Raw genomic sequence first — 21,211 nt, 5'->3', positions numbered from 1 at the left:
AGTGGTGAAGAGCATGAGTGTACGCTGATCCATTGTAGGAGCTGGCTTGCCAGCGATGGCGGCCTGACAGCCGACCTGAATTCGCGGATGTATCACTCTCCCGAGGGGGCGGGTGGATCAAAAGCGGAAGGCGAGCTAACGCTCGGCCTGGTGAGTGGTGAAGAGCGTGGGTGTGCGCTGATCCATTGTAGGAGCTGGCTTGCCAGCGATGGCGGCCTGACAGCCGACCTGAATTCGCGGATGTATCACTCCGTAGGAGCTGCCGAAGGCTGCGATCTTTTGATCTTGCCTGTAAAAAGCAGGGTCAAAAGATCGCAGCCTCGTTGCACTCGACAGCTCCTACAGGGAAATACGCACGCATCGGAACCTGGCCGGTCGGTAGGCTCGGACGCACTCGCCCCCTCGTAAGGGCGGAACCATCACCTGAAATCGGGCGATCTCCCCGAAAAACAGACAGCGGTGTACAATCGCGCTCTTATACCCTCTGTTGATCAATGCGAAGGATTTTCCGGATGTTGCCGCGCTTTCCTGCCGTCACCCGCTGCCTGACCCTTGCCGCCCTGTTTGTGGCCGGTCCTGTCGCAGCCTTGGAGCTGCCTCTACCACCGCCTGGTGAAGACATCGTCGGCCAGGTGCAAGTGGTCAAGGCCAAATACGAAGATACCTTCGCTGACCTTGGTACCACCTACGACCTGGGCTACACGGAAATGGTCGCGGCCAACCCGGGTGTCGACCCATGGCTGCCCGGTGCTGGCACCGAAATCATTCTGCCGACGCGTTTCATCCTGCCGCCGGGCCCCCGTGAAGGCATCGTGATCAACCTCGCCGAATACCGCCTCTACTACTTCCCGAAAGGCAAGAACGTGGTGTACACGTTCCCGCTGGGTATCGGTCGTGAAGGCTGGGGGTCGCCGATTGCTCACACCAGCATCACCGCCAAGACGCCGAACCCGACCTGGACGCCTCCGGCGTCAATCAAGGCCGAGCACGCTGCCGACGGTGACCCGCTGCCGAACGTAGTGCCGGCAGGTCCAGACAACCCGCTGGGACCGTTCAAGTTCACTCTGGGGACCCCGGGCTACCTGATTCACGGTTCCAACAAGAAGTTCGGCATCGGCATGCGTACCAGTCATGGCTGCTTCCGCATGTTCAACAACAATGTGCTGCAAATGGCGGGCATGGTGCCGGTCGGTACGTCGGTGCGGATCATCAACGACTCGTACAAGTTCGGCGTGAGCGGTGGCAAGGTTTATCTGGAAGCGCACACGCCGCTGGACGACAAGGGCAACCCGTCGGTGGTCGACAAGCACACCGCTGTCATCAACGCGATGCTCAAGCGTGAAGACATCACCAACAACCTGCGCATGAACTGGGATGTGGTGCGTGATGTTGTGGCTGCCGAAGACGGCCTGCCGGTGGAAATCGGCGTGCCGAACAACACGGCTGCTCCGATGATGTCGAGCGCACCCCTCGATCCGCTGCAGTAAGGCTTGAAAGAAACCCGCTGACGCAGACCGCGTCAGCGGGTTTTTTATTGCCTGCGGTAAACGGCGGGCAATAAAAAAGCCGACCCAAAAAATGGGTCGGCTTGATAACAATCCCGAGGGATTATTACTTACGGCTAGCTTTTTCCAGCATGCGCAGAGCACGCTCGTTAGCTTCGTCAGCAGTCTGTTGTGCTTTTTGAGCAGCAGCCAGAGCTTCATCAGCTTTACGGTAAGCTTCGTCTGCACGAGCCTGGGAGCGAGCAGCTGCGTCTTCAGTAGCGGTCAGACGTGCTTCGGTTTCTTTCGATGTGCTGCTGCAACCGGTAGCCAGAACTGCGGCCAGAGCCAGAGCAGAGAATTTCAGAACGTTGTTCATCGTGTTCCCCTTCAAGGACTTTCTATTAAGTAGCTGTCTCCTCAGAGTGAGGAAAGAGCCGGCGTACATACTACCCATTACTTGTACTAAGTAAAACTGACGTGAAGCAAGAAGCCTAAAAAATTGTAGGCGTTGATTCTTTTTCGAGCAACTTTTAACTGCGTTGTTTAAAAAACACTCAGCTACAAGCCCCGACCCTGAGCGAGCTGCCGGGTAAAAGTTCCTCATTCCCACGCTCTTTTTTTCAGTCTTGGCTAAAGTCTGCCTATATGGATTCGTCTACACTTTCGCGCGGGATCTGTGCGGCGCTTCTCATATCTTTCTCCATGTTCAGGTGACTTTAACAACCGGCGCTCGTCTTAAGTCTCAACATCCGGCAATGTTCAGGCCTTCGACCTTGGAAATCCTGGGGCGGGCCTTTCCTGCGTGACCCGGAGCCGCACCCTGGCAATCCGCGTAATGACGAGCGTACCTTGAGCATTTCGGGCAATGGTGCCTACTATTTGTACGTGCTCGGTAGCGCGAGATCGGTGCAGTTCTTCTCGGTGTCCATTCAGGCACGGGGTGGCGTAGATGTTCCTTCGCCGGAAAAACATCGGTAAGGTAGGGGTCAGAATTTCAGACCCGCGAGGAGTAGTGATGAGCGAGGCGTTGTCCATCCACCATGACCAGGCTGGTCATCAGTTCGAGACCAATGTGGACGGTCATCGTGCGTATCTGACCTATATGGATCTGGGGAAACAGACCCTGGACATCTATCGCACCTTCGTGCCCAACGCATTGCGCGGACGCGGTATTGCAGCCGCGTTGACCGAGAAGGCGCTGGAGTACGCCGAGGAGATGGGCTACACCGTCATCCCTTCGTGCTCCTATGTCGAGCGCTACATGGAGCGTCACCAGCGCCACGCGGCCAAGCTGAGTCAGTGACCGTCAACAAAACGAACGCATAAAAAAACGCCGGGTTCAGCCCGGCGTTTTTTTGTCTGCTGCAAACAGCGATCAGCTGCGATCGCGTTTGGGCAACACATCCTTGAGCTTGGCGTGCATGCTGCGCAAGGTGTTTTCAGTCGCGGTCCAGTCAATGCAGGCGTCGGTGATCGACACGCCGTATTGCAGGTCGGCGAGGTCTTTCGGGATCGCCTGGCAGCCCCAGTTCAGGTGGCTCTCGACCATCAGGCCGATGATCGACTGGTTGCCTTCGAGGATCTGGTTGGCGACGTTCTCCATCACCAGCGGTTGCAGGGCCGGGTCCTTGTTGGAGTTGGCGTGGCTGCAGTCGACCATGATGTTCGGCTTGATCTTCGCTTTGTTCAGCGCTTGTTCGCAGAGTGCGACGCTGACCGAGTCGTAGTTCGGCTTGCCGTTGCCACCGCGCAGTACCACGTGGCCGTAGGCATTGCCCTTGGTGGTCACGATGGACACGCCACCTTCCTGGTTGATGCCCAGGAAGCGGTGCGGGCTGGAAACCGATTGCAGGGCGTTGATCGCCACTGTCAGGCCACCGTCGGTGCCGTTCTTGAAGCCGACTGCCGAGGACAGGCCGGAAGCCATTTCACGGTGGGTCTGGGATTCGGTGGTGCGCGCGCCGATGGCCGACCAACTGATCAGGTCCTGCAAGTATTGCGGGGAGATCGGGTCGAGGGCTTCGGTGGCGGTCGGCAGGCCTTTTTCAGCCAGGTCCAGCAGCAACTGGCGACCGATGTGCAGACCGTCCTGAATCTTGAACGAGTCGTCCAGGTACGGGTCGTTGATCAAGCCTTTCCAGCCGACGGTGGTACGCGGCTTCTCGAAATACACGCGCATGACCAGATACAGGGTATCGGACACTTCGGCCGCGAGGGCTTTCAAGCGGTCGGCGTATTCGTGGGCAGCCTTGATGTCGTGGATCGAGCAAGGCCCGATGACGACGAACAGGCGATGGTCGGTGCCATCCAGAATGTTGCGAATGACTTCGCGGCCCTTGGTGACGGTGCGCAGGGCAGCATCGCTCAGGGGAATATCGCGCTTGAGCTGATCGGGAGTGATCAGCGTCTCGTTGGAGGCGACGTTAAGGTCGTTGATCGGTAAATCAGCCATCGTTTACTCGTCAGGTCACGGGTGCCGGCCGCCAGCGAACCCGCGCGGCGGAGCACAGCAAATTAAGCGCGTCGGGGACCCGAACCTTAGCGCGTTACACCGTGCCTCGACAATGGGCAGACACCGCTTTAATCCAGCACAGGCTGCGCAAACGCCTTGCGCACCGACTCATGAGAGAACTCGTTGGCATGCTCCTGGACCCATTCCAGGGCCAGGGCCTGAATATCCTGCAAATCGTCGTGGGCGTCATGCAGGCGGCAGTAGCGATCGATCTGGCAGACCTGCTCGCCCATCCGGGCGCTGAACAGTGTCTGCTCGTCGACGAAGGCAATGCCCACCAGATACCCGCGTTTGCGCCGCAGGCACCAGGCGACGTAGCCCAGAAAACGCATGTCGGGGTTCAGGGTCGGCATGCGCACTTCAACCGCCGTACCATAGCGCCAGGCCCGATGGTAATTGCAAGCCATGCCCCCCAGACTGGTAGTGTGCAGTTGTTGCCGCGAAATACACTCGGGTTTGAGCAACGTTAATTCGACGGGCACATCGTCAGGGTGAGGAATAAAACGTCCCATGAACACAGACTCCATGTGTCGGCCATCTGACATTGTTCCACCCAGTATAGTGGTCGAATTGGACCTCACCGATTTCGACGCCGACCAACGGCTGCTGGCGATGAGTGGTGTGTCGCTGGTTATTTTCACCAGCGTTGGCTGTGCCAGTTGCCGGTTTGCCCGTGAGCAGTTGCCTGGACTTGATCTGGCCGTCGATCGACTGTGCTGGATCGATGCCGGGACCAACGGCGGGGTGGTCGAGCGATATTCGGTTTTTCATTTGCCGGCGCTGTTTGTCGTGCGCGACGGTGAATTCCATGGACCATTGACATCGCGTCTGACCCGCTCGGAGCTTAATGCTGCCGTGGCGCAGGCGCTGAGTCGTACAGCAGAGGAGTTGCCATGAGCGGGGCAGTGGCCAAGCCGAGAATCGGCATTATCGGGACCGGCGCAATCGGCGGTTTCTATGGAGTGATGCTGGCGCGTGCCGGCTTCGATGTACATTTCTTGCTGCGAAGCGAATTTTCCGCAGTGACCGAGCGCGGTCTGCGAGTCGATAGCGCGCCCTATGGCGCGCTGACGTTGAACCCGGTGCAAGCGTATTCGTGCGCCGAAGACATGCCGCCCTGCGACTGGTTGCTGGTCGGCGCGAAAACCACCAGCAATGCCGATCTGGCACCGGCCATCCTCCAGGCCGCCGCACCGGGTGCCAAGGTGCTGCTGCTGCAAAATGGCCTGGATGTTGAAGACAGCCTGCGCGAGTTGCTCCCGGATTCGCTGCATGTGCTCGGCGGGCTTTGCTATATCTGCGTCCATCGCGAGGGGCCGGGTGTGATCATCCATCAGGCGCTCGGCGCGGTGCATGTTGGCTACCACAGCGGTCCCGCTGATGAATCGGCGCGCAGGGTCATTGTCGAGGAAGGTGTCGGGCTGTTCCTCGCCGCCGGCATCGATTCCCAGGCCATGGCGAACCTGCATCAGGCGCGCTGGCAAAAACTGGTCTGGAATATTCCGTACAACGGGCTCTCGGTGTTGCTCGGGGCCAGCACCACGCCGCTGATGGCCGACAGCGACAGTCGCGAACTGATCAAGGCGCTGATGGCCGAAGTGGTTCGGGGCGCAACCGCTTGTGGTCACGACGTGCCGGCGGGTTATGCCGAACATCTGTTCATGGTGACCGAAAAAATGCCCGACTACTGGCCGAGCATGTACCACGATTTCCTGCACAAGCGACCGCTTGAGCTGGAGGCGATTTATGCCCGGCCACTGGCGGCAGCCAAGGCGGCCGGATGTGAGATGCCTCGTATCGAAGCCTTGTATCGCAGCTTGAGTTTTATTGATCGACGAAATACTTGAGTCGATCGACCTGAGGGGGAAGGGCATGGCAAAGACTATCGACGACAAGCTGGTGCTGGCGATTTCTTCGCGGGCGCTGTTCGACCTGAGCGAAAGCCACAAGGTTTACCTGTCGAGTGGTGTTGAAGCCTACCGGCAGTATCAGATCGAGCACGAGGACGAAATCCTCGAACCCGGCGATGCCTTCCCGTTGGTGCAAAAACTTCTGAACCTCAACACTCACCTGGGCCGCGCCCGGGTCGAAGTGATCCTGGTGTCGCGCAACAGCGCCGACACCGGATTGCGGGTGTTCAACTCGATCGATCACTACGGGCTGGCGATTTCCCGCGCGGCATTTGTCGGTGGTCGCAGTCCGTATCCGTATCTCAAGGCCTTTGGCTGCGATCTGTTTCTCTCGACCCATGCCGAAGACGTGCGCAGTGCGCTGGACGAAGGTTTCGCGGCGGCGACCATTTTGTCGGGCGGTGCCAGTCGTGCGGCCAGTGACGAATTGCGCATCGCTTTCGACGGTGACGCGGTGCTGTTTTCCGATGAGTCGGAGCGTATCTACCAGTCTGGAGGTCTGGAGGCGTTCCAGGCCAGTGAGCGTGAATCCGCCCGCGAGCCGTTGCGCGGCGGGCCGTTCAAAGGCTTCCTCGCCGCCCTCAATCTGTTGCAGCGCGAGTTCCCGGATGACGCCTGCCCGATCCGCACTGCGCTGGTGACGGCGCGCTCGGCACCGGCCCATGAGCGGGTGATTCGCACCTTGCGCGAGTGGGACATTCGCCTGGACGAGTCGCTGTTCCTCGGTGGCCTGACCAAATCGGCGTTTCTCGAAGCCTTCGCCGCCGACGTATTTTTCGACGATCAGGCCGGGCATTGCGAGTTGGCCCGTGAAGTCGTCGCCACCGGCCACGTGCCCCACGGTATAAGCAACGAGCAAAAGGTTTAAGCCTGCCGTTCAACGCGTTACGCCGGGCGCCGCGGTCGGCAAGGCACTGCTAAGCTGAATCAAATCTCCGCCATGTTGGCATTCGAGGAGGTCATATGATTCGTTCGATGCTGTATGCCACTGACCTCGGTCTGTACGCCCCCGTGGTGATGCAGCATGCCCTGGAGTTGGCCCGAACCTTCAATGCCGACTTGTACGTGGTGCACGCCGTTGAACCCATGGGGCTGTTTGCCGAATCGGTGCTGCAAAGTTACCTCGACGAGCAAGCGCTGAACGAGTTTCACAGCCAGGGGCTGAACACGGTGATTGCCAATATTGAACAGCGGGTGCTGGACAGTTTTCGCGAAGAGTTGGGCGAGGAGAACGAACATGACCTGGAGCGGATCCAGGCAGTGCGGGTGCTGCAGGGCGATCCGTCGCAGGTGATTCTGGACCAGGCGCAGAAACTCTCTGTGGATTTGTTGATCTTAGGCAGTCACAGCCATGGTGCGGGAGCGGAAACACCCTTGGGGCGGACCGCTGCGCGCGTGCTGCAACTGGCCAAAGTGCCCGTTTATCTGGTGCCACTGGTGCAACGTCGTCGCCAGGAGGATCGCTAGAACACGAATAATGGCAATTTGATAAAAAAGTTCTAGATTTATTCTTCGAGCCATTAATATAGTTATATATCGTCGCTGATGCCCGTGGCGTCTACCTGCTTTGAGGGATTCATATGAAGCTCCAACAATTGCGCTACATCTGGGAAGTGGCGCACCACGACCTCAACGTTTCCGCTACGGCCCAAAGCCTGTACACCTCTCAACCCGGCATCAGTAAACAGATCCGCCTGTTGGAAGACGAGCTGGGCGTTGAGGTCTTCGCCCGCAGCGGCAAACACCTGACCCGCGTCACCCCTGCCGGCGAGCGCATCATCACCACCGCTGGCGAGATTCTGCGCAAGGTTGAAAGCATCAAGCAGATCGCCCAGGAATTCTCCAACGAGAAGAAAGGCACCCTGTCGATCGCCACCACCCACACCCAGGCGCGTTATGCATTGCCGCCGGTGATCAGCAATTTCATCAAGCAATACCCGGATGTGGCTTTGCACATGCACCAGGGTTCGCCGATGCAGATCGCCGAAATGGCCGCTGACGGCACCGTGGATTTCGCCATCGCCACCGAAGCGCTTGAGCTGTTCGGTGATCTGGTGATGATGCCGTGCTATCGCTGGAACCGTTGCGTGGTCGTGCCACAAGGGCATCCGCTGACCAAACTGTCGAAGTTGACCCTCGAAGCGTTGGCTGAATACCCGATCGTGACTTACGTGTTCGGTTTTACCGGTCGTTCAAAACTCGACGAAGCCTTCAGTCACCGTGGCCTGACGCCGAAAGTGGTGTTCACCGCCGCCGACGCTGACGTCATCAAAACTTATGTTCGCCTCGGTCTGGGCGTAGGCATCGTGGCGAAAATGGCCGTCGATACCAAACTCGACAGCGACCTGGTGGTGCTCGATGCCAGCGAACTGTTCGAATCCAGCGTGACCAAGATCGGTTTCCGTCGCGGCACTTTCCTGCGTGGGTTCATGTGCGACTTCATCGAGAAGTTCGCCCCACACCTGACGCGCGAAGTCATGGCCAAAGCCATTGCTTGCCACAACAAGCAGGAACTCGAAGAACTGTTCGACGGTGTTGAACTGCCCGTTCACTAATGCCGGTCAGACGACCTCGGTGACAGCAAACTGTTGCCGAGCGCCCGCCACCAGAATCTCCACCTCATCGCCCTCGAATTTGCCCAACAGGCTTTTGCCCAACGGCGAGCGCGGGGTGATGACGGTAATCAACTGTCCCACCAGATCAACTTTCAGGCCCGCCGCATCCGGCGCCAGAAACAGCCATTGCTCGCGACCTTTTTCGTCTTCCAGACCGAGCAGGGCGCCGACCTCGATACCGCGCTGCTCGTCATACGCACGCAAGTTCAGGTTCTGGCAAAGCGTCAGCGAGTGGCGAATTTCCTCCACACGCTTGGCCTGTCCGGCAGCCAGATAGGACGCCTCCAGCCCCAGTGTGTCGTACTTGTTCTCGGCGATGTTTTCTTCGTGGGTCGCGGTTTCGTAAGCGGTTTGCGCGGCACGTTCGGCGATGTCGAGATCGATGCGCAGCTTGTCGAGAATCAGTTGGTGAACCGTGTGTTTATTCATGATCAATCGCAGAATTGCAGGACGTTGGCGCGGCTTTTTTCGCTGGGGATGGTTCGATCCTGTTGCAGCCAGAACTGACAGGTCGGATTGGCCAGGTTGCGACTGCTGCTGCGTGCCTGATCGAGCCGTTGCGCTTGTTCGTTCTTGCGCAGGTTCTCTTCGTATTGCTCGAACAGAGGGCTCTGGGGCGCGATGTCCGGGCCCGGTTGCGTGGCTGCCGGTGGGTTGGCCAAATGCTCCACTGCGGCTGCGACCGGTGCCAATTGCTCGCTGAACAGACGCGAAGCGAGCCAACAGGTCAGCGCAATGGCAATGAACCCCAGCCACATGCCGAGCGCGATACTGCCGGTCAGGTACAAAGCACTGAGTCGAATCGGGAAGGATCGGCGCGGAGTGGGACGATAGGGCATGGCGGCCTCCTGGCGAATAGTCGCGGGCGAATGGCGATTGTCGCATGAAGATTAATCGCCGTCGGCTCTTCTGCGCGGGGTAATTTATGCGGACAATCGGCACCTTTGCCAACGGGAACCTGGAATGCCTGAAATGAAAACCCGCTGGGATATTTTTTGTACCGTGGTCGACAACTTTGGCGACATCGGCGTGACCTGGCGGCTGGCCCGTCAACTGGTGGCCGAACACGGTTTGGCGGTGCGTTTATGGGTCGATGATCTGCGTGCGTTCGAGCGTCTGTGCCCGGCGATCGACATCCACGCCGTGCAGCAGTGGCAGGAACATGTCGAGGTCCGTCAGTGGCCGGCCGCGTGGCAGCCGACCGAAGCCGCAGACGTGGTGATCGCCGCCTTCGCTTGTCAGTTGCCCAGTGCTTACATGGAAGCCATGGCCGAGCGGGAAAAACCGCCGTTGTGGATGAACCTCGATTACCTGAGCGCCGAGGATTGGGTGATTGGCTGCCATGGTTTGCCATCGGTGAAGTTCAGGCACGTGCAGAAATTCTTTTTCTTCCCGGGCTTCCAGAAGGGGACGGGTGGGTTGTTGCGTGAGCGCGATTTGCTTGAGCAACGTCGGCAGTTTCAGCAAAGCCCCGAAGCCCAGCGAGAATTCCTGCAGGGATTGGGGATCGATCGCGCACCTGGCGCGCAGTTGATCTCATTGTTTGCTTACGAAAATACCGGGCTGGCCAGTTGGCTCGATTCAATGGCCGCCGATTCGACGCACACACATCTGTTGGTGCCCGAGGGACGAATACTCGGCGATGTCGCGCGCTGGCTCGGAGTCGATGAGCTGGCGGCGGGTGACCTGCATGTGCGTGATGCCGTGACCGTGCAGGTGCTGCGCTTCGTCCGGCAGGACCAATATGACCGGTTGCTCTGGAGTTGCGATTTCAATGCCGTGCGCGGCGAAGATTCCTTTGTCCGCGCCCAATGGGCAGGGCGCCCGCTGCTGTGGCATATCTATCAGCAGGAGGAAGACATTCACCTGGATAAGCTCGAAGCCTTTCTTGAACTGTACACGAAGGGCTTGTCGGCGCCGGCACGGGAGGCGATCAGCGGTCTCTGGCGGGCGTGGAACGCCGGTGAGAAAATGACCGACCACTGGCAATCCACACGTAAACACTGGCCAGAGCTGGAAAAACACGCCGAGACGTGGTGTCTGGAACAGGCCTTGCAGGCCGATCTTGCCACGGCGCTGGTACAGTTTTATGGAAATTGGATATGATATGCGGCCTAGATTTTTGTAAATCCCATCCAAATTCGGATATTCGCAATGAAAACTGGTAAAGAACTGAAACCCGGTACCGTGATCCGTCTCGAAAACGATCCTTGGCTGGTTCAGAAAGCTGAATTCACCAAGTCGGGTCGTAACAGCGCGATCATGAAGACCAAGCTGAAAAACCTGCTGACCGGTTACAAGACCGAGATCGTTTACAGCGCCGACGACAAACTGGACGACGTGATCCTCGACCGCAAAGAAGCGACCCTGTCCTTCATCAGCGGCGACACCTACACGTTCATGGACACCTCCGACTACACCATGTATGAGCTGAACGCCGAAGACATCGAAAGCGTTCTGCCATTCGTTGAAGAAGGCATGACCGACGTTTGCGAAGCCGTCTTCTTCGAAGACCGTCTGGTTTCCGTAGAACTGCCGACCACCATCGTGCGTCAGGTTGACTACACCGAAGGTTCCGCTCGCGGCGACACTTCCGGCAAGGTAATGAAGCCTGCCAAACTGAAGAACGGTACCGAGCTGTCGGTTGCTGACTTCATCGAAATCGGCGACATGATCGAGATCGATACCCGCGAAGGCGGTTCCTACAAAGGCCGTGCTAAATAAGCACCGCTTCAGGAATGAAAAAGCCCGACCTTTGAGTCGGGCTTTTTTGTGCCTGAATTTCAGCACCAGCGATAAAACCTGCGGGATCAGACGGTGACGTGCAGGCGCACATCGACGTTGCCCCGGGTGGCGTTGGAGTACGGGCAAACCTGATGAGCCGCATCGACCAGTGCTTGTGCATCGGCTTGTTCAAGGCCCGGCAGGCTGATGTGCAGGTCAATGTCCAGGCCGAAACCGCCAGGGATCTGACCGATGCCGACATGGGCGGTAATCGAAGCGTCGTTGGGGATAGTGCGTTTGGTCTGGCTGGCGACAAACTTCAACGCGCCGATGAAGCAGGCGGAGTAACCGGCAGCGAACAGTTGCTCAGGGTTGGTGGCAGCGCCACCGGCACCACCGAGCTCTTTCGGCGTGGCGAGTTTGACGTCGAGGATGTTGTCGCTGGAAACCGCACGACCGTCGCGGCCACCGGTGGAAGTTGCGATGGCGGTGTAGAGAGTTTGCATGGTGGAAGCCTCGTTTTGGTTTGGGTTGTTTGCGCTAAATGTTTGCGCGCTAAGTAAGTGCGAAATAAATGTATCTTGCTAATGTTTTGTGCGCAAGATAAATATTCAAAGATTTAGAGAGAGACGGACGAACGGCTGGGGGAGTAGATGAGATTGTTCGGGGGAGACGTGACTCTACAAATGTAGGAGTGAGCTTGCTCGCGACAGCGTCCGCTCATTCAGCAATGATATTGACTGAAATACCGCTATCGCGAGCAAGCTCGCTCCTACAGGGGATTTTTGTTGGCTGGAAGATTACAGGCTGTCTTGCAGGTGGCTGCGCAGCTCTTGCAGCTCGGCTTGCAGCTGCTGCAATCGCTCCAGGGTCAGGCCACTGGCGCCGAGGATGCATTGGGGAATATCACGAGCCTTGTCCCGCAACGCACGACCTTTTTCCGTGAGTTCAACAATCACCACCCGTTCATCTTCCCGGCTGCGTGTGCGGCTGAGCAAGCCTTCAGCTTCCAGGCGTTTGAGCAGTGGCGTGAGTGAGCCTGGATCGGTCAGCAGGCGCGAGCTGATTTCGCTCACGGTCAAACCGTCCCGTTCCCACAGCACCATCATTGCCAAGTACTGCGGATAGGTCAGGCCCAGTGCTTGCAGCAGCGGTTTATAGACCTTGGTCATCATCAGCGACGTGGAATGCAGGGCGAAGCAGACCTGGTTGTCCAGCAACAGGTGGTCGCAGTTATCCGGTGTGATGCGCTCGGTGGTCATGTCAAAGCCTTGTTCAGTGATCCTTGGAATCTAGCGGCCAAATCTTTAATGCGCCAGATAATTCTGGCCCAGCGTTGATGCGAGTCCCGCAAAGCCGAGGTGTTACTTGATGTTTGCGCAGCAGAATCAACTGCGTAGGATGAACGGCGTGATGCAAAGGGAAAATCGCCTGTGATTGAGTTTTTGATGTATCTGGTTTTTGGCGCAGCCCTGGGCACGCTGGGTGGATTGTTCGGCATTGGCGGCGGGTTGATCGCCATACCGCTGCTGGGCGTACTGTTCGGCCTCGATCAGCAGATCGCCCAAGGCACAGCGCTGGTGATGGTGGTGCCGAACGTGATGCTCGCGTTGTGGCGCTATCACCAGCGCAACCGCATTGAACTGCGCCACGCTTTGCCGTTGGCGAGCATGGGATTCTGCTTTGCCTGGCTGGGGTCGATCTGGGCGGTGGGCATCGATGCGCAAACCATGCGGATCGGTTTCGTTGCGTTCCTGGTGGCGCTATCGGTCTACAACCTGCTGCGAATGTTCACCGCCAGTGCGCCCGGCGCTTCGCAGATGAACTATTCGTGGCCATGGCTGGGTGTGCTGGGCGCTGCATCCGGTGTGATGGGCGGATTGTTTGGTGTGGGCGGGGCGGTGGTGGCGACGCCGGTACTGACCAGTGTGTTCGGCACCAGTCAGGTGGTGGCGCAGGGGCTGTCGCTGGCATTGGCGCTGCCCAGCACGGGCGTCACGCTGGTGACGTACGCCGTGCACCACCAGGTCGACTGGCTGATTGGCGTGCCCTTGGCGATTGGAGGCCTGATGAGCATCAGTTGGGGCGTGAAAATCGCCCACGCGCTGCCGGAGCGACTGCTGCGCGGGCTGTTCTGTGGCTTCCTGGTGTTTTGCGCGGTGATGCTCGCGTTTAAAGTTTGAAGCCTTCGATGATGTGCTCGGCCAGGCACTCGGTAATCGGTGACGGGTGGTGCAGGTTGCGCACCAGCATGATGCTGGCTTCTGGCAATATCGGCAGATCCTCGGCTTTACCGAGAATGCGCATGTCCGGGGTGATCAGGCTTTCCAGTTGCGCTGTGACTGCGAGGCCAGCACTGACTACTGCCATGATCGCCGACAGGCTGTCGCTGTTGTACGCCACGCGGTAATCGCGACCCTGGGCATCGAGTGCATTGCAGGCCCACAAGCGGCAGAAACAATCGCTGTTGAACATCGCCAGAGGCAACGGCGTCTGTTCGTGGGCGCTGTAGCACTGCGCCTCGGCCCAGACAAAACGCTCCTTGCGCAACAACTGACCGATTTCATTGCCCGGCTCGCGGGTAACGATGGACAGGTCGAGGTCCTGCCGCATCAGCAGTTGTTTCGAGGATTCGCAGTGCACTTCGATCTGGATCAGCGGATAGGACTGGGCAAACTGCCGCAAAATCCCCGGCAGGAAACGCATCACATAATCGTCCGGCGTACCGATGCGCACCATGCCGACCATGTCCGGCTCGCGCAGCGTATTGAACACCTCGCTGTGCAGCTTGAGGATGCGCCGCGCATAACCGAGCAGCACCTGACCTTCGGCGGTCAGGCGCACTTGCCGCCCGTCACGCTGGAACAACTGGCGTTGCAGCACATCCTCTTCCAGCCGCTTCATCTGCATGCTCACCGCCGACTGGGTGCGATTGACCAGTTCACCGGCACGGGTAAAACCACCCTGGTCGGCAATCGCGACGAAGGTGCGCAATACGTCGGTATCGATACTCGGGTAGGCCGACATTCATCAATCTCCGAGATATGTGACATCAGAAACATTCGTTGGATTGATCTTAGACCCGGCGCGAGACTGGAGCCATCCAAACGGAGGGCAACAAGATGAAAGGTCAACATGAGTTTCAAGGCACGGAACACCATTCGGTTCACCTGATCTCCGATCTACTGCACAAGGTCAGCCGCTGGTACGAACTGCATCGCGAGCGCGAATTGCTGGCGAGCCTGAGCGACGGGGCACTCAAGGACATCGGCATGAGTCGTGCGGATGTGGAGAGCGAGTCGATCAAGCCGTTCTGGAATGACCCGATGCATAAATGATGGGAGCCACGCTACACAAACCCCTTACCGGTGAGGTAGGTTGCGAGCAGACAAGGAGATGCCCATGCCCGCAACATTGTCCTTTACCCTCAAACAGGCTCGGCGTCTGGCGCTGGCCGCCCAAGGGTTCAACGGGCGCCAGTCGCCAGCGACGATCAAGGCTGTTGCGCTCAATCGCCTGATCGAACGGCTGGGCATCTTGCAGATCGATTCAGTCAATGCGTTGGTGCGTTCGCACTACCTTCCGCTGTTTTCCCGCCTCGGCAATTACTCATCCGATTTGCTCGATCAGGCTGCCTGGAGTCAGGGTCGCCGTCGTACGTTGTTCGAGTATTGGGGGCATGAAGCTTCGTTGCTGCCTCTGTCGATGTACCCGTTGATGCGCTGGCGCATGCAGCGCGCGAGCCGTGGCGAAGACATTTATCAGCAATTGGCGCGCTTTGGTCATGAACAGCAAGACACGATTCGTCGGGTGCTGGCTTCGGTCGAGGAGCAGGGCGCGCTGGGGGCTGGCAGCCTGTCGACCCGTCAGGAGCGGGCCGGACCATGGTGGGACTGGAGCGCGGAAAAGCATGCACTGGAATGGTTGTTCGCCGCTGGCGAGGTAACTGTGGCCGGGCGTCGCGGATTCGAACGACTTTATGATTTGCCGGAGCGGGTGATTCCTTCGGCGATCCTTGCGCAACCGCCTCTGAATGAAGCCGAAGCGCAGCGTGGACTGTTGCTGCATGCAGCGACCGCGTTGGGCGTCGGCACGGAAAAGGACCTGCGCGACTACTTTCGACTCAATCCCGCGGACAGTCGTCCGCGTCTGGCGGAGTTGGTCGAGGCGGGCGAGTTGCTCACCTGTGAAGTTCAGGGCTGGAAGCAACCGGCCTATTGCCTGCCCGAGCCCAAGGTGCCGCGCAAGGTCGAGGCCAGTGCATTGCTGTCACCTTTCGATTCGCTGATCTGGGAGCGCAGCCGGACGGAGCGTCTGTTCGACTTTCGCTATCGGCTGGAGATTTACACGCCGCAGGACAAGCGGGTCTACGGCTATTACGTCTTGCCGTTTTTGCACAACGAACGGATTGCTGCACGGGTTGATCTGCGTGCGGAGAGGGCGGCGGGGCGATTGGCGGTGCACGCGGTGCATGAGGAAACGTCGGGGCTGGATGACGAGGGGATGCTGGCGCTGGCGGTCAATCTGCGGCAGATGGCGGATTGGCTGGGGTTGGCGCAGGTTCAGTTGAATTGCCCGCGGGCGAGTGCGGACAGGTTACGGGTTGCATTGGCACAGGTTGATGGTGACTGAGTTGACGCCATCGCTGGCAAGCCAGCTCCTACAAGGGGTTGCACATTCCTGTAGGAGCTGGCTTGCCGGCGATAAGTGCGACGCGATTTAGCGTCGAACCTGCTTCAAGGTTTCGGCAATCAAAAACGCCAGTTCCAGCGACTGATCGGCATTCATCCGCGGGTCGCAATGGGTGTGGTAGCGATCCGACAACCCATCTTCGGTAATCGGTCGCGCACCGCCAATGCACTCGGTGACGTTTTGCCCGGTCATCTCGATGTGGATACCGCCGGCATAGGTGCCTTCCGCTTCGTGGACCTGGAAGAACTGCTTCACTTCACCCAGGATCTGCGCGAAATCGCGGGTCTTGTAGCCGCTGCTGGCCTTGATGGTGTTGCCGTGCATCGGGTCCGAACTCCACAGCACTTGCTTGCCTTCGCGCTGTACCGCACGGATCAGCTGTGGCAAGTGATCGCCGACCTTGTTCGCGCCCATCCGCGCAATCAGGTTCAGGCGGCCCGGGTCGTTGTCCGGGTTGAGCACGTCGATCAGACGAATCAGGTCGTCCGGGTTCATGCTCGGGCCGACTTTGACCCCGATCGGATTGTTCACCCCGCGCAGGAATTCGACGTGGGCGCCGTCGAGCTGACGGGTGCGGTCGCCGATCCACAGCATGTGCGCCGAGCAGTCGTAATAATCGTTGGTCAGGCTGTCGCGACGCACGAAGGCTTCTTCGTAGTTCAGCAGCAGCGCTTCGTGGGCGGTAAAGAAACTGGTTTCGCGCAGTTGTGGCGAAGTGTCCATGCCACAAGCGCGCATGAATGCCAGGGTTTCATCGATGCGGTCGGCCAGATGGCTGTACTTTTCCGCCAGGGCCGAGTTGGCAATGAAGTCCAGGTTCCACTTGTGCACCTGATGCAGGTCGGCAAACCCGCCCTGGGCGAAGGCGCGCAACAGGTTCAGGGTGGCGGTGGATTGATGATACGACTGAAGCAGGCGCTCCGGGTCCGGCACGCGGCTTTTCTCGTCGAAACCGATGCCGTTGACGATATCGCCACGGTAGGCGGGCAGGGTCACGCCATCGATGGTTTCGTCGTTGGCCGAACGCGGCTTGGCGAACTGCCCCGCCATTCGCCCAACCTTGACCACCGGACAACCGGCCGCAAACGTCATGACAATCGCCATTTGCAGCAACACCTTGAAGGTGTCGCGGATCTTCGCCGCGGAGAATTCGGCGAAACTCTCGGCGCAATCACCGCCCTGCAACAGGAACGCGCGACCCTGAGTCACCTCGGCAAACTGACGACGCAATTCCCGGGCTTCACCGGCAAACACCAGCGGCGGATAGCTGGCCAGCGTTTGCTCGACCTGCTGCAAATGCGCAGCGTCGGGATATTGAGGTTGTTGCTGGATCGGCAGGGCGCGCCAGCTGTCAGGACTCCAGGGTTGGCTCATCATCATCTCTAGTGTTTTACGCTCGGACGTCCATGTTATCAGCAATTAGTGCGTGACCTGTTCCCGTCGCTTCGCGGACAATCGCGCCTTTGCCGCTTCATGTTGCGGCGCATCGCGTTACCGGGTCCGGTGACGATCAGGAGACGAAATGACTGAGGAGCGCGTCGAGCATTTGCTCGCCGAGGTGCAGGACGAGTTTGGTGTGATTCGCGTGCTGGAGGTGGCTGATTACCGTTTTCTCGAATTCGGTGATGCCATCGAGCAAAGCTGTGTGTTTACGGCCGATCCGAGCTGGCTCGAATACGACTACACCCGGGCGATGCTGATTGGTGCGCTGTGCCATGAGCAACCGGAAAGCGCGCTGTTCCTCGGTCTTGGTGCGGGTACGCTGACCCAGGCCTGCCTCAAGTTCCTGCCGCTGGAAGATGTCGAGGCCATCGAGTTGCGCCCCGACGTCCCGCGTTTGGCTATCGAGTACTTGGGGCTGGATGACGATCCGCGCCTGTATATCCGGGTGGGCGATGCGCTGGAATTGCTCGATACCGCAGAGCCGGCGGACCTGATTTTTGTCGACCTCTACACCGACGTCGGTCCTGGTGTCGGGCATTTGGCCTGGAGCTTTCTGGAAAACTGCCAGAAACGCCTGAATCCCGGTGGCTGGCTGGTGATCAACCAGTGGGCCACCGACGATGGCAAACCGTTGGGCGCCGCATTGCTGCGCGGGTTGTATCACCGCCACTATTGGGAGCTGCCGGTGAAGGAGGGCAATGTAATTCTGATCGTACCGTCCGAACTGGATCAGGAGTTGGACATGCAAGGCCTGACGGCTCGTGCCGAAGCGCTGGCGCCGCGGTTGGGGTATTCGTTGCAGTCGTTGATCAAGAGCATTCGCCCGGCCACTTGAAAGTTAGAAAAATTGCTGTGGCGAGGGGGCTTGCCCCCTCGCCACAAAGGGTGTGTCAGTGACCTTTGAAGACTCCGGGCCGCCGCTCAACCATTGATCGCACACCCTCCCGGGCATCCTCGCTGGCCATCAATTTCTTCACCAGCGGCGGCAACCCCTGCGCCGCAGCGGTTTCACCTTCATAGCGCGCCTGCCGTGCCGACATCAGCGTGGCCTGAACGCCAAGCGGTGCCTGCCGGGCAATGCGCTCGGCCAGTTCAATCGCCCGGGGCAGCAGATCTTCACTGGCCATGACTTCCTGCACCAAGCCCAGGTGCAGCGCATCGTGGGCATCGAACTCATCGCCGGTCAGCAGCCAACGCATCGCATTGCCCCAGCCAGCGACTTGATGCAGTCGCAGGGTGGCGCCGCCGAACGGGAAAATGCCGCGCTGCACTTCCATCTGTGCGAACCGGGTGTTGCTGGCGCACAGGTTGATGTCGGCCGCCAGCATCAATTCGATGCCGATGGTCAGGCAGTAGCCTTGTGCTGCAACAATCACCGGTTTATTGACCCGCGGACCCGCGAACACGCCCCACGGATCACAACCGCCGGGCGGTACCTGCCAGCCTTCGGCCAGTGTCACACTGGCATCCACCAGATCGAGCCCGGCAGTAAAGTGCTCCCCATGGCCGAACACCACGGCCACCCGCGCTTCAGTGTCGGCTTCAAACTCGCCGTAGGCCAGGCTCAGTTCATTGAGCAGGTCGAGATCAAAGGCGTTGCGCTTGGTCACCCTGTCCAGGCCGATCAGGAATACATGACCGCGCCGTTCACGGCTGACTCGACTGGAGCAAGGCTGATTCATGGAGCGGTCCTCGGGGCGGGAAAGGCGTGTCAGACCGGCGGTCTGCACGGCATGGGGTGAACCGTTTTAGCGCCATCACCCGCAAGGCCGGGCCCTTTGAAAAGTAGACGGTCGAGCGATAATCCGCAAAGCCGGTGACACAAAGGTGTATTCGGCGCATTTCTGATAAAAAAAGCTCCCTTTTCGGGCTAATTCCGGTATAGTGCGCGCCGGCCTTTAACCGGGCCGCGTTTAGGTAGCGCAATTCCCCGAAGCCAGCTTCGGCTGCACGTCCGCCCCGCGGACTCTTCCTTGACGATTCTTTTCATTCATTCGTTTTCGCAAATCCCCGCCGACAAAGCTGCCAGGGCGACTCTTGAGTCTCAACACGGCACGCGCAGCTTTGGAGCATGGGTCTTTGCGGATGCACTTAGAGGCAGACCCATGACCCAGGAAACCGGCGGCTTCGCCGCTTTTAATCTTAATCCGAATATTCTTGCAGCCGTCATCGCGACCGGCTACGAAGAGCCTTCGGCTATTCAGCAGCAATCGATCCCGATCATCATGGCCGGTCACGACATGATTGGTCAGGCGCAAACCGGTACGGGTAAAACCGCTGCGTTCGCCCTGCCGATCCTGCATCGCATCGATCCTGCAAAGCGCGAGCCGCAAGCCCTGATCCTGGCCCCAACTCGTGAGTTGGCGCTACAAGTTGCAACCGCTTTCGAAACTTATGCCAAGCAAATGCCGGGCGTAACTGTTGTGGCTGTCTACGGCGGCGCGCCGATGGGCCCACAATTGAAAGCAATCCGTAATGGCGCACAGATCGTTGTCGCCACTCCGGGCCGTCTGTGCGACCACCTGCGTCGCGACGAAAAAGTACTGGCGACCGTGAACCACCTGGTTCTCGACGAAGCCGACGAAATGCTCAAGCTGGGCTTCATGGACGACCTGGAAGTCATCTTCAAGGCGCTGCCTGCAACCCGTCAGACCGTATTGTTCTCGGCCACCTTGCCGCAGTCGATCCGTGCCATTGCCGAACGCCACCTGCGCGATCCGCAACACGTGAAAATCCAGACCAAGACCCAGACCGTTACCGCGATCGAACAGGCTCACCTGTTGGTTCACGCTGACCAGAAGACTTCGGCCGTTCTCAGCTTGCTGGAAGTGGAAGATTTCGACGCCCTGATCATGTTCGTGCGCACCAAGCAAGCGACCCTGGATCTGGCCAGCGCCCTGGAAGCCAAAGGCTACAAAGCCGCTGCGCTGAACGGTGACATCGCCCAGAACCAGCGTGAGCGCGTGATCGACTCCCTCAAGGATGGCCGTCTGGACATCGTTGTGGCGACCGACGTTGCCGCTCGTGGTCTGGACGTTCCGCGCATCACTCACGTGTTCAACGTTGACATGCCGTACGACCCAGAGTCCTACGTTCACCGTATCGGTCGTACCGGCCGTGCCGGTCGCGAAGGTCGTGCACTGCTGCTGGTGACTCCACGTGAGCGCCGCATGCTGCAAGTGATCGAGCGTGTAACCGGTCAGAAGGTTGCTGAAGTTCGCCTGCCGGACGCTCAAGCCGTTCTGGATGCGCGCATCAAGAAACTGACCAACAGCCTGTCGCCGCTGGTGGCTGAAGCCGAATCGACCCACGGTGATCTGCTTGATCGCCTGACCGCCGACATCGGTTGCAGCCCACGTGCCCTGGCCGCAGCCCTGCTGCGCAAGGCTACCAACGGTCAAGCGCTGAACCTGGCCGCTATCGAGAAAGAGCGTCCACTGGTGCCGAACAACGCACCGCGTGGCGATCGTCCAGAGCGTTCCGGTGATCGTCCTGAGCGTGGTGACCGCGAGCGTCGCGCTCCGATGCCACTGGGTGAAGGTCGTGCACGTTGCCGTACCGCGCTGGGTGCGCGTGACGGTATCGCTGCCAAGAACCTGCTGGGCGCCATCCTCAACGAAGGTGGTCTGGCACGTGAAGCGATCGGTCGCATCCAGGTGCGTGACAGCTTCAGCCTCGTCGAGCTGCCGGAAGATGGTCTGGAGAAGTTGCTGACCAAGCTGAAGGACACTCGCGTTGCCGGTAAGCAGTTGAAGCTGCGTCGCTACCGCGAAGATTGATCCGCTCTCGGGCTGATTGATCGAACATAAAAAATCCCCGACTGGTTCG

24 protein-coding genes are annotated in these 21,211 nt (G+C 59.1%); 14 read left to right on the top strand and 10 right to left on the bottom strand.

Translation table 11 applies throughout. From position 1 onward, the window contains the following. The first annotated feature begins 512 nt into the window (after window positions 1-512). Entirely contained in the window at window positions 513-1,487 is a 975-nt protein-coding gene (locus CKW19_RS26205; protein WP_095061152.1) for a L,D-transpeptidase family protein, read from the top strand. A gap of 124 nt (window positions 1,488-1,611) precedes the next feature. Here the strand turns inward: CKW19_RS26205 and oprI are convergent, their stop codons facing one another. Further along, window positions 1,612-1,863 (bottom strand): outer membrane lipoprotei OprI, encoded by a 252-nt coding sequence (oprI, locus tag CKW19_RS26200; protein WP_095061150.1) that lies wholly within the window; start codon window positions 1,861-1,863, stop codon window positions 1,612-1,614. Between the two features lie 639 nt (window positions 1,864-2,502). Between oprI and CKW19_RS26195 the strand changes: the two genes are divergently transcribed. After that, on the top strand, window positions 2,503-2,790 hold the full coding sequence (locus CKW19_RS26195; RefSeq protein ID WP_008057026.1) for a GNAT family N-acetyltransferase: 288 nt from the start codon (window positions 2,503-2,505) through the stop codon (window positions 2,788-2,790). A gap of 72 nt (window positions 2,791-2,862) precedes the next feature. On the opposite strand, the gene CKW19_RS26190 is transcribed toward CKW19_RS26195, so the two are convergent. Both CKW19_RS26190 and CKW19_RS26185 read right to left on the bottom strand, forming a co-directional pair. Next, window positions 2,863-3,939, bottom strand: a complete 1,077-nt coding sequence (locus CKW19_RS26190) for a 3-deoxy-7-phosphoheptulonate synthase (protein ID WP_095061148.1) — start codon at window positions 3,937-3,939, stop codon at window positions 2,863-2,865. A 128-nt stretch (window positions 3,940-4,067) separates the two neighbouring features. Next, window positions 4,068-4,511 (bottom strand): PilZ domain-containing protein, encoded by a 444-nt coding sequence (locus CKW19_RS26185; RefSeq protein ID WP_095061146.1) that lies wholly within the window; start codon window positions 4,509-4,511, stop codon window positions 4,068-4,070. Between CKW19_RS26185 and CKW19_RS26180 the strand changes: the two genes are divergently transcribed. From CKW19_RS26180 to cysB, 5 genes are all read left to right on the top strand, one after another. Continuing rightward, window positions 4,510-4,896 carry a co-chaperone YbbN gene (locus CKW19_RS26180; RefSeq protein WP_095061144.1) on the top strand — a complete coding sequence of 129 codons (387 nt, stop codon included), beginning with the start codon at window positions 4,510-4,512 and terminating at the stop codon, window positions 4,894-4,896. The genes CKW19_RS26185 and CKW19_RS26180 overlap by 2 nt on opposite strands. After that, window positions 4,893-5,846, top strand: a complete 954-nt coding sequence (locus tag CKW19_RS26175) for a putative 2-dehydropantoate 2-reductase (protein ID WP_095061142.1) — start codon at window positions 4,893-4,895, stop codon at window positions 5,844-5,846. Before CKW19_RS26180 ends, CKW19_RS26175 begins: the two co-directional genes overlap by 4 nt. A gap of 25 nt (window positions 5,847-5,871) precedes the next feature. Next, window positions 5,872-6,777: a 5'-nucleotidase gene (locus tag CKW19_RS26170; RefSeq protein WP_095061140.1), complete on the top strand. Its 906-nt coding sequence runs from the start codon at window positions 5,872-5,874 to the stop codon at window positions 6,775-6,777. A gap of 95 nt (window positions 6,778-6,872) precedes the next feature. Then, a complete protein-coding gene (locus CKW19_RS26165) occupies window positions 6,873-7,376 on the top strand; it encodes a universal stress protein (protein ID WP_095061138.1) in 504 nt (167 codons plus the stop codon). 113 nt (window positions 7,377-7,489) lie between these two features. After that, window positions 7,490-8,464, top strand: a complete 975-nt coding sequence (gene cysB / locus CKW19_RS26160) for an HTH-type transcriptional regulator CysB (RefSeq protein WP_053161674.1) — start codon at window positions 7,490-7,492, stop codon at window positions 8,462-8,464. Between the two features lie 6 nt (window positions 8,465-8,470). On the opposite strand, the gene CKW19_RS26155 is transcribed toward cysB, so the two are convergent. Together CKW19_RS26155 and CKW19_RS26150 are read right to left on the bottom strand one after the other, a co-directional pair. Then, the gene (locus tag CKW19_RS26155; RefSeq protein ID WP_095061136.1) at window positions 8,471-8,953 is read right to left on the bottom strand and encodes a GreA/GreB family elongation factor; all 483 of its coding nucleotides are present in this window, start codon (window positions 8,951-8,953) and stop codon (window positions 8,471-8,473) included. Window positions 8,954-8,955: 2 nt separating this feature from the next. Further along, the gene (locus tag CKW19_RS26150; protein WP_095061134.1) at window positions 8,956-9,363 is read right to left on the bottom strand and encodes a hypothetical protein; all 408 of its coding nucleotides are present in this window, start codon (window positions 9,361-9,363) and stop codon (window positions 8,956-8,958) included. A gap of 124 nt (window positions 9,364-9,487) precedes the next feature. On the opposite strand from CKW19_RS26150, the gene earP reads away from it, so the two are divergent. Both earP and CKW19_RS26140 read left to right on the top strand, forming a co-directional pair. Beyond that, on the top strand, window positions 9,488-10,630 hold the full coding sequence (earP, locus tag CKW19_RS26145) for an elongation factor P maturation arginine rhamnosyltransferase EarP (RefSeq protein WP_095061132.1): 1,143 nt from the start codon (window positions 9,488-9,490) through the stop codon (window positions 10,628-10,630). A gap of 48 nt (window positions 10,631-10,678) precedes the next feature. Then, window positions 10,679-11,248 carry an elongation factor P gene (locus CKW19_RS26140; RefSeq protein ID WP_003404205.1) on the top strand — a complete coding sequence of 190 codons (570 nt, stop codon included), beginning with the start codon at window positions 10,679-10,681 and terminating at the stop codon, window positions 11,246-11,248. Window positions 11,249-11,334: 86 nt separating this feature from the next. Here CKW19_RS26140 and CKW19_RS26135 read toward each other — a convergent pair whose 3' ends face one another. Together CKW19_RS26135 and CKW19_RS26130 are read right to left on the bottom strand one after the other, a co-directional pair. After that, window positions 11,335-11,754 (bottom strand): organic hydroperoxide resistance protein, encoded by a 420-nt coding sequence (locus tag CKW19_RS26135; protein WP_095061130.1) that lies wholly within the window; start codon window positions 11,752-11,754, stop codon window positions 11,335-11,337. Between the two features lie 294 nt (window positions 11,755-12,048). Further along, complete coding sequence (locus CKW19_RS26130) at window positions 12,049-12,510, bottom strand: MarR family winged helix-turn-helix transcriptional regulator (protein ID WP_095061128.1); 462 nt, start codon at window positions 12,508-12,510, stop codon at window positions 12,049-12,051. Between the two features lie 186 nt (window positions 12,511-12,696). On the opposite strand from CKW19_RS26130, the gene CKW19_RS26125 reads away from it, so the two are divergent. Then, on the top strand, window positions 12,697-13,431 hold the full coding sequence (locus CKW19_RS26125) for a sulfite exporter TauE/SafE family protein (RefSeq protein ID WP_256580386.1): 735 nt from the start codon (window positions 12,697-12,699) through the stop codon (window positions 13,429-13,431). Here the strand turns inward: CKW19_RS26125 and CKW19_RS26120 are convergent. Beyond that, on the bottom strand, window positions 13,421-14,275 hold the full coding sequence (locus tag CKW19_RS26120) for a LysR substrate-binding domain-containing protein (protein WP_095061124.1): 855 nt from the start codon (window positions 14,273-14,275) through the stop codon (window positions 13,421-13,423). The two genes, CKW19_RS26125 and CKW19_RS26120, sit on opposite strands and share 11 nt — an antisense overlap. Before the next feature lie 95 nt (window positions 14,276-14,370). On the opposite strand from CKW19_RS26120, the gene CKW19_RS26115 reads away from it, so the two are divergent. Both CKW19_RS26115 and CKW19_RS26110 read left to right on the top strand, forming a co-directional pair. Then, entirely contained in the window at window positions 14,371-14,586 is a 216-nt protein-coding gene (locus CKW19_RS26115; protein WP_095061122.1) for a DUF1127 domain-containing protein, read from the top strand. Between the two features lie 64 nt (window positions 14,587-14,650). Further along, window positions 14,651-15,880 (top strand): winged helix-turn-helix domain-containing protein, encoded by a 1,230-nt coding sequence (locus tag CKW19_RS26110; protein ID WP_095061120.1) that lies wholly within the window; start codon window positions 14,651-14,653, stop codon window positions 15,878-15,880. Window positions 15,881-15,967: 87 nt separating this feature from the next. Here CKW19_RS26110 and CKW19_RS26105 read toward each other — a convergent pair whose 3' ends face one another. Then, entirely contained in the window at window positions 15,968-17,314 is a 1,347-nt protein-coding gene (locus CKW19_RS26105) for a class II 3-deoxy-7-phosphoheptulonate synthase (RefSeq protein WP_095061118.1), read from the bottom strand. Window positions 17,315-17,462: 148 nt separating this feature from the next. Here CKW19_RS26105 and CKW19_RS26100 point away from each other — a divergent pair, with 148 nt between their 5' ends. Further along, window positions 17,463-18,218, top strand: a complete 756-nt coding sequence (locus tag CKW19_RS26100; protein WP_095061115.1) for a spermidine synthase — start codon at window positions 17,463-17,465, stop codon at window positions 18,216-18,218. Window positions 18,219-18,273: 55 nt separating this feature from the next. Here the strand turns inward: CKW19_RS26100 and CKW19_RS26095 are convergent, their stop codons facing one another. Continuing rightward, window positions 18,274-19,065, bottom strand: a complete 792-nt coding sequence (locus CKW19_RS26095; protein ID WP_095061113.1) for a crotonase/enoyl-CoA hydratase family protein — start codon at window positions 19,063-19,065, stop codon at window positions 18,274-18,276. Between the two features lie 423 nt (window positions 19,066-19,488). Between CKW19_RS26095 and CKW19_RS26085 the strand changes: the two genes are divergently transcribed. Continuing rightward, window positions 19,489-21,162: a DEAD/DEAH box helicase gene (locus tag CKW19_RS26085; protein WP_095061111.1), complete on the top strand. Its 1,674-nt coding sequence runs from the start codon at window positions 19,489-19,491 to the stop codon at window positions 21,160-21,162. Window positions 21,163-21,211 lie beyond the last annotated feature (49 nt).

The sequence above is a fragment of the Pseudomonas sp. Irchel s3f7 genome, assembly GCF_900187615.1.
Taxonomy (GTDB): Bacteria; Pseudomonadota; Gammaproteobacteria; order Pseudomonadales; family Pseudomonadaceae; genus Aquipseudomonas.
Note: the sequence above shows the minus strand (reverse complement) of the source record. Positions and strands in the feature narration are given on the sequence as shown.

Bases quoted from the DNA above. Each gene is read 5' to 3' on its own strand.
- CKW19_RS26205 (WP_095061152.1), top strand. From the start codon at position 513: ATGTTGCCGCGCTTTCCTGCCGTCACCCGCTGCCTGACCCTTGCCGCC.
- oprI (WP_095061150.1), bottom strand. From the start codon at position 1,863: ATGAACAACGTTCTGAAATTCTCTGCTCTGGCTCTGGCCGCAGTTCTG.
- CKW19_RS26195 (WP_008057026.1), top strand. From the start codon at position 2,503: ATGAGCGAGGCGTTGTCCATCCACCATGACCAGGCTGGTCATCAGTTC.
- CKW19_RS26190 (WP_095061148.1), bottom strand. From the start codon at position 3,939: ATGGCTGATTTACCGATCAACGACCTTAACGTCGCCTCCAACGAGACG.
- CKW19_RS26180 (WP_095061144.1), top strand. From the start codon at position 4,510: ATGAACACAGACTCCATGTGTCGGCCATCTGACATTGTTCCACCCAGT.
- CKW19_RS26185 (WP_095061146.1), bottom strand. From the start codon at position 4,511: ATGGGACGTTTTATTCCTCACCCTGACGATGTGCCCGTCGAATTAACG.
- CKW19_RS26175 (WP_095061142.1), top strand. From the start codon at position 4,893: ATGAGCGGGGCAGTGGCCAAGCCGAGAATCGGCATTATCGGGACCGGC.
- CKW19_RS26170 (WP_095061140.1), top strand. From the start codon at position 5,872: ATGGCAAAGACTATCGACGACAAGCTGGTGCTGGCGATTTCTTCGCGG.
- CKW19_RS26165 (WP_095061138.1), top strand. From the start codon at position 6,873: ATGATTCGTTCGATGCTGTATGCCACTGACCTCGGTCTGTACGCCCCC.
- cysB (WP_053161674.1), top strand. From the start codon at position 7,490: ATGAAGCTCCAACAATTGCGCTACATCTGGGAAGTGGCGCACCACGAC.
- CKW19_RS26155 (WP_095061136.1), bottom strand. From the start codon at position 8,953: ATGAATAAACACACGGTTCACCAACTGATTCTCGACAAGCTGCGCATC.
- CKW19_RS26150 (WP_095061134.1), bottom strand. From the start codon at position 9,363: ATGCCCTATCGTCCCACTCCGCGCCGATCCTTCCCGATTCGACTCAGT.
- earP (WP_095061132.1), top strand. From the start codon at position 9,488: ATGCCTGAAATGAAAACCCGCTGGGATATTTTTTGTACCGTGGTCGAC.
- CKW19_RS26140 (WP_003404205.1), top strand. From the start codon at position 10,679: ATGAAAACTGGTAAAGAACTGAAACCCGGTACCGTGATCCGTCTCGAA.
- CKW19_RS26135 (WP_095061130.1), bottom strand. From the start codon at position 11,754: ATGCAAACTCTCTACACCGCCATCGCAACTTCCACCGGTGGCCGCGAC.
- CKW19_RS26130 (WP_095061128.1), bottom strand. From the start codon at position 12,510: ATGACCACCGAGCGCATCACACCGGATAACTGCGACCACCTGTTGCTG.
- CKW19_RS26125 (WP_256580386.1), top strand. From the start codon at position 12,697: ATGTATCTGGTTTTTGGCGCAGCCCTGGGCACGCTGGGTGGATTGTTC.
- CKW19_RS26120 (WP_095061124.1), bottom strand. From the start codon at position 14,275: ATGTCGGCCTACCCGAGTATCGATACCGACGTATTGCGCACCTTCGTC.
- CKW19_RS26115 (WP_095061122.1), top strand. From the start codon at position 14,371: ATGAAAGGTCAACATGAGTTTCAAGGCACGGAACACCATTCGGTTCAC.
- CKW19_RS26110 (WP_095061120.1), top strand. From the start codon at position 14,651: ATGCCCGCAACATTGTCCTTTACCCTCAAACAGGCTCGGCGTCTGGCG.
- CKW19_RS26105 (WP_095061118.1), bottom strand. From the start codon at position 17,314: ATGAGCCAACCCTGGAGTCCTGACAGCTGGCGCGCCCTGCCGATCCAG.
- CKW19_RS26100 (WP_095061115.1), top strand. From the start codon at position 17,463: ATGACTGAGGAGCGCGTCGAGCATTTGCTCGCCGAGGTGCAGGACGAG.
- CKW19_RS26095 (WP_095061113.1), bottom strand. From the start codon at position 19,065: ATGAATCAGCCTTGCTCCAGTCGAGTCAGCCGTGAACGGCGCGGTCAT.
- CKW19_RS26085 (WP_095061111.1), top strand. From the start codon at position 19,489: ATGACCCAGGAAACCGGCGGCTTCGCCGCTTTTAATCTTAATCCGAAT.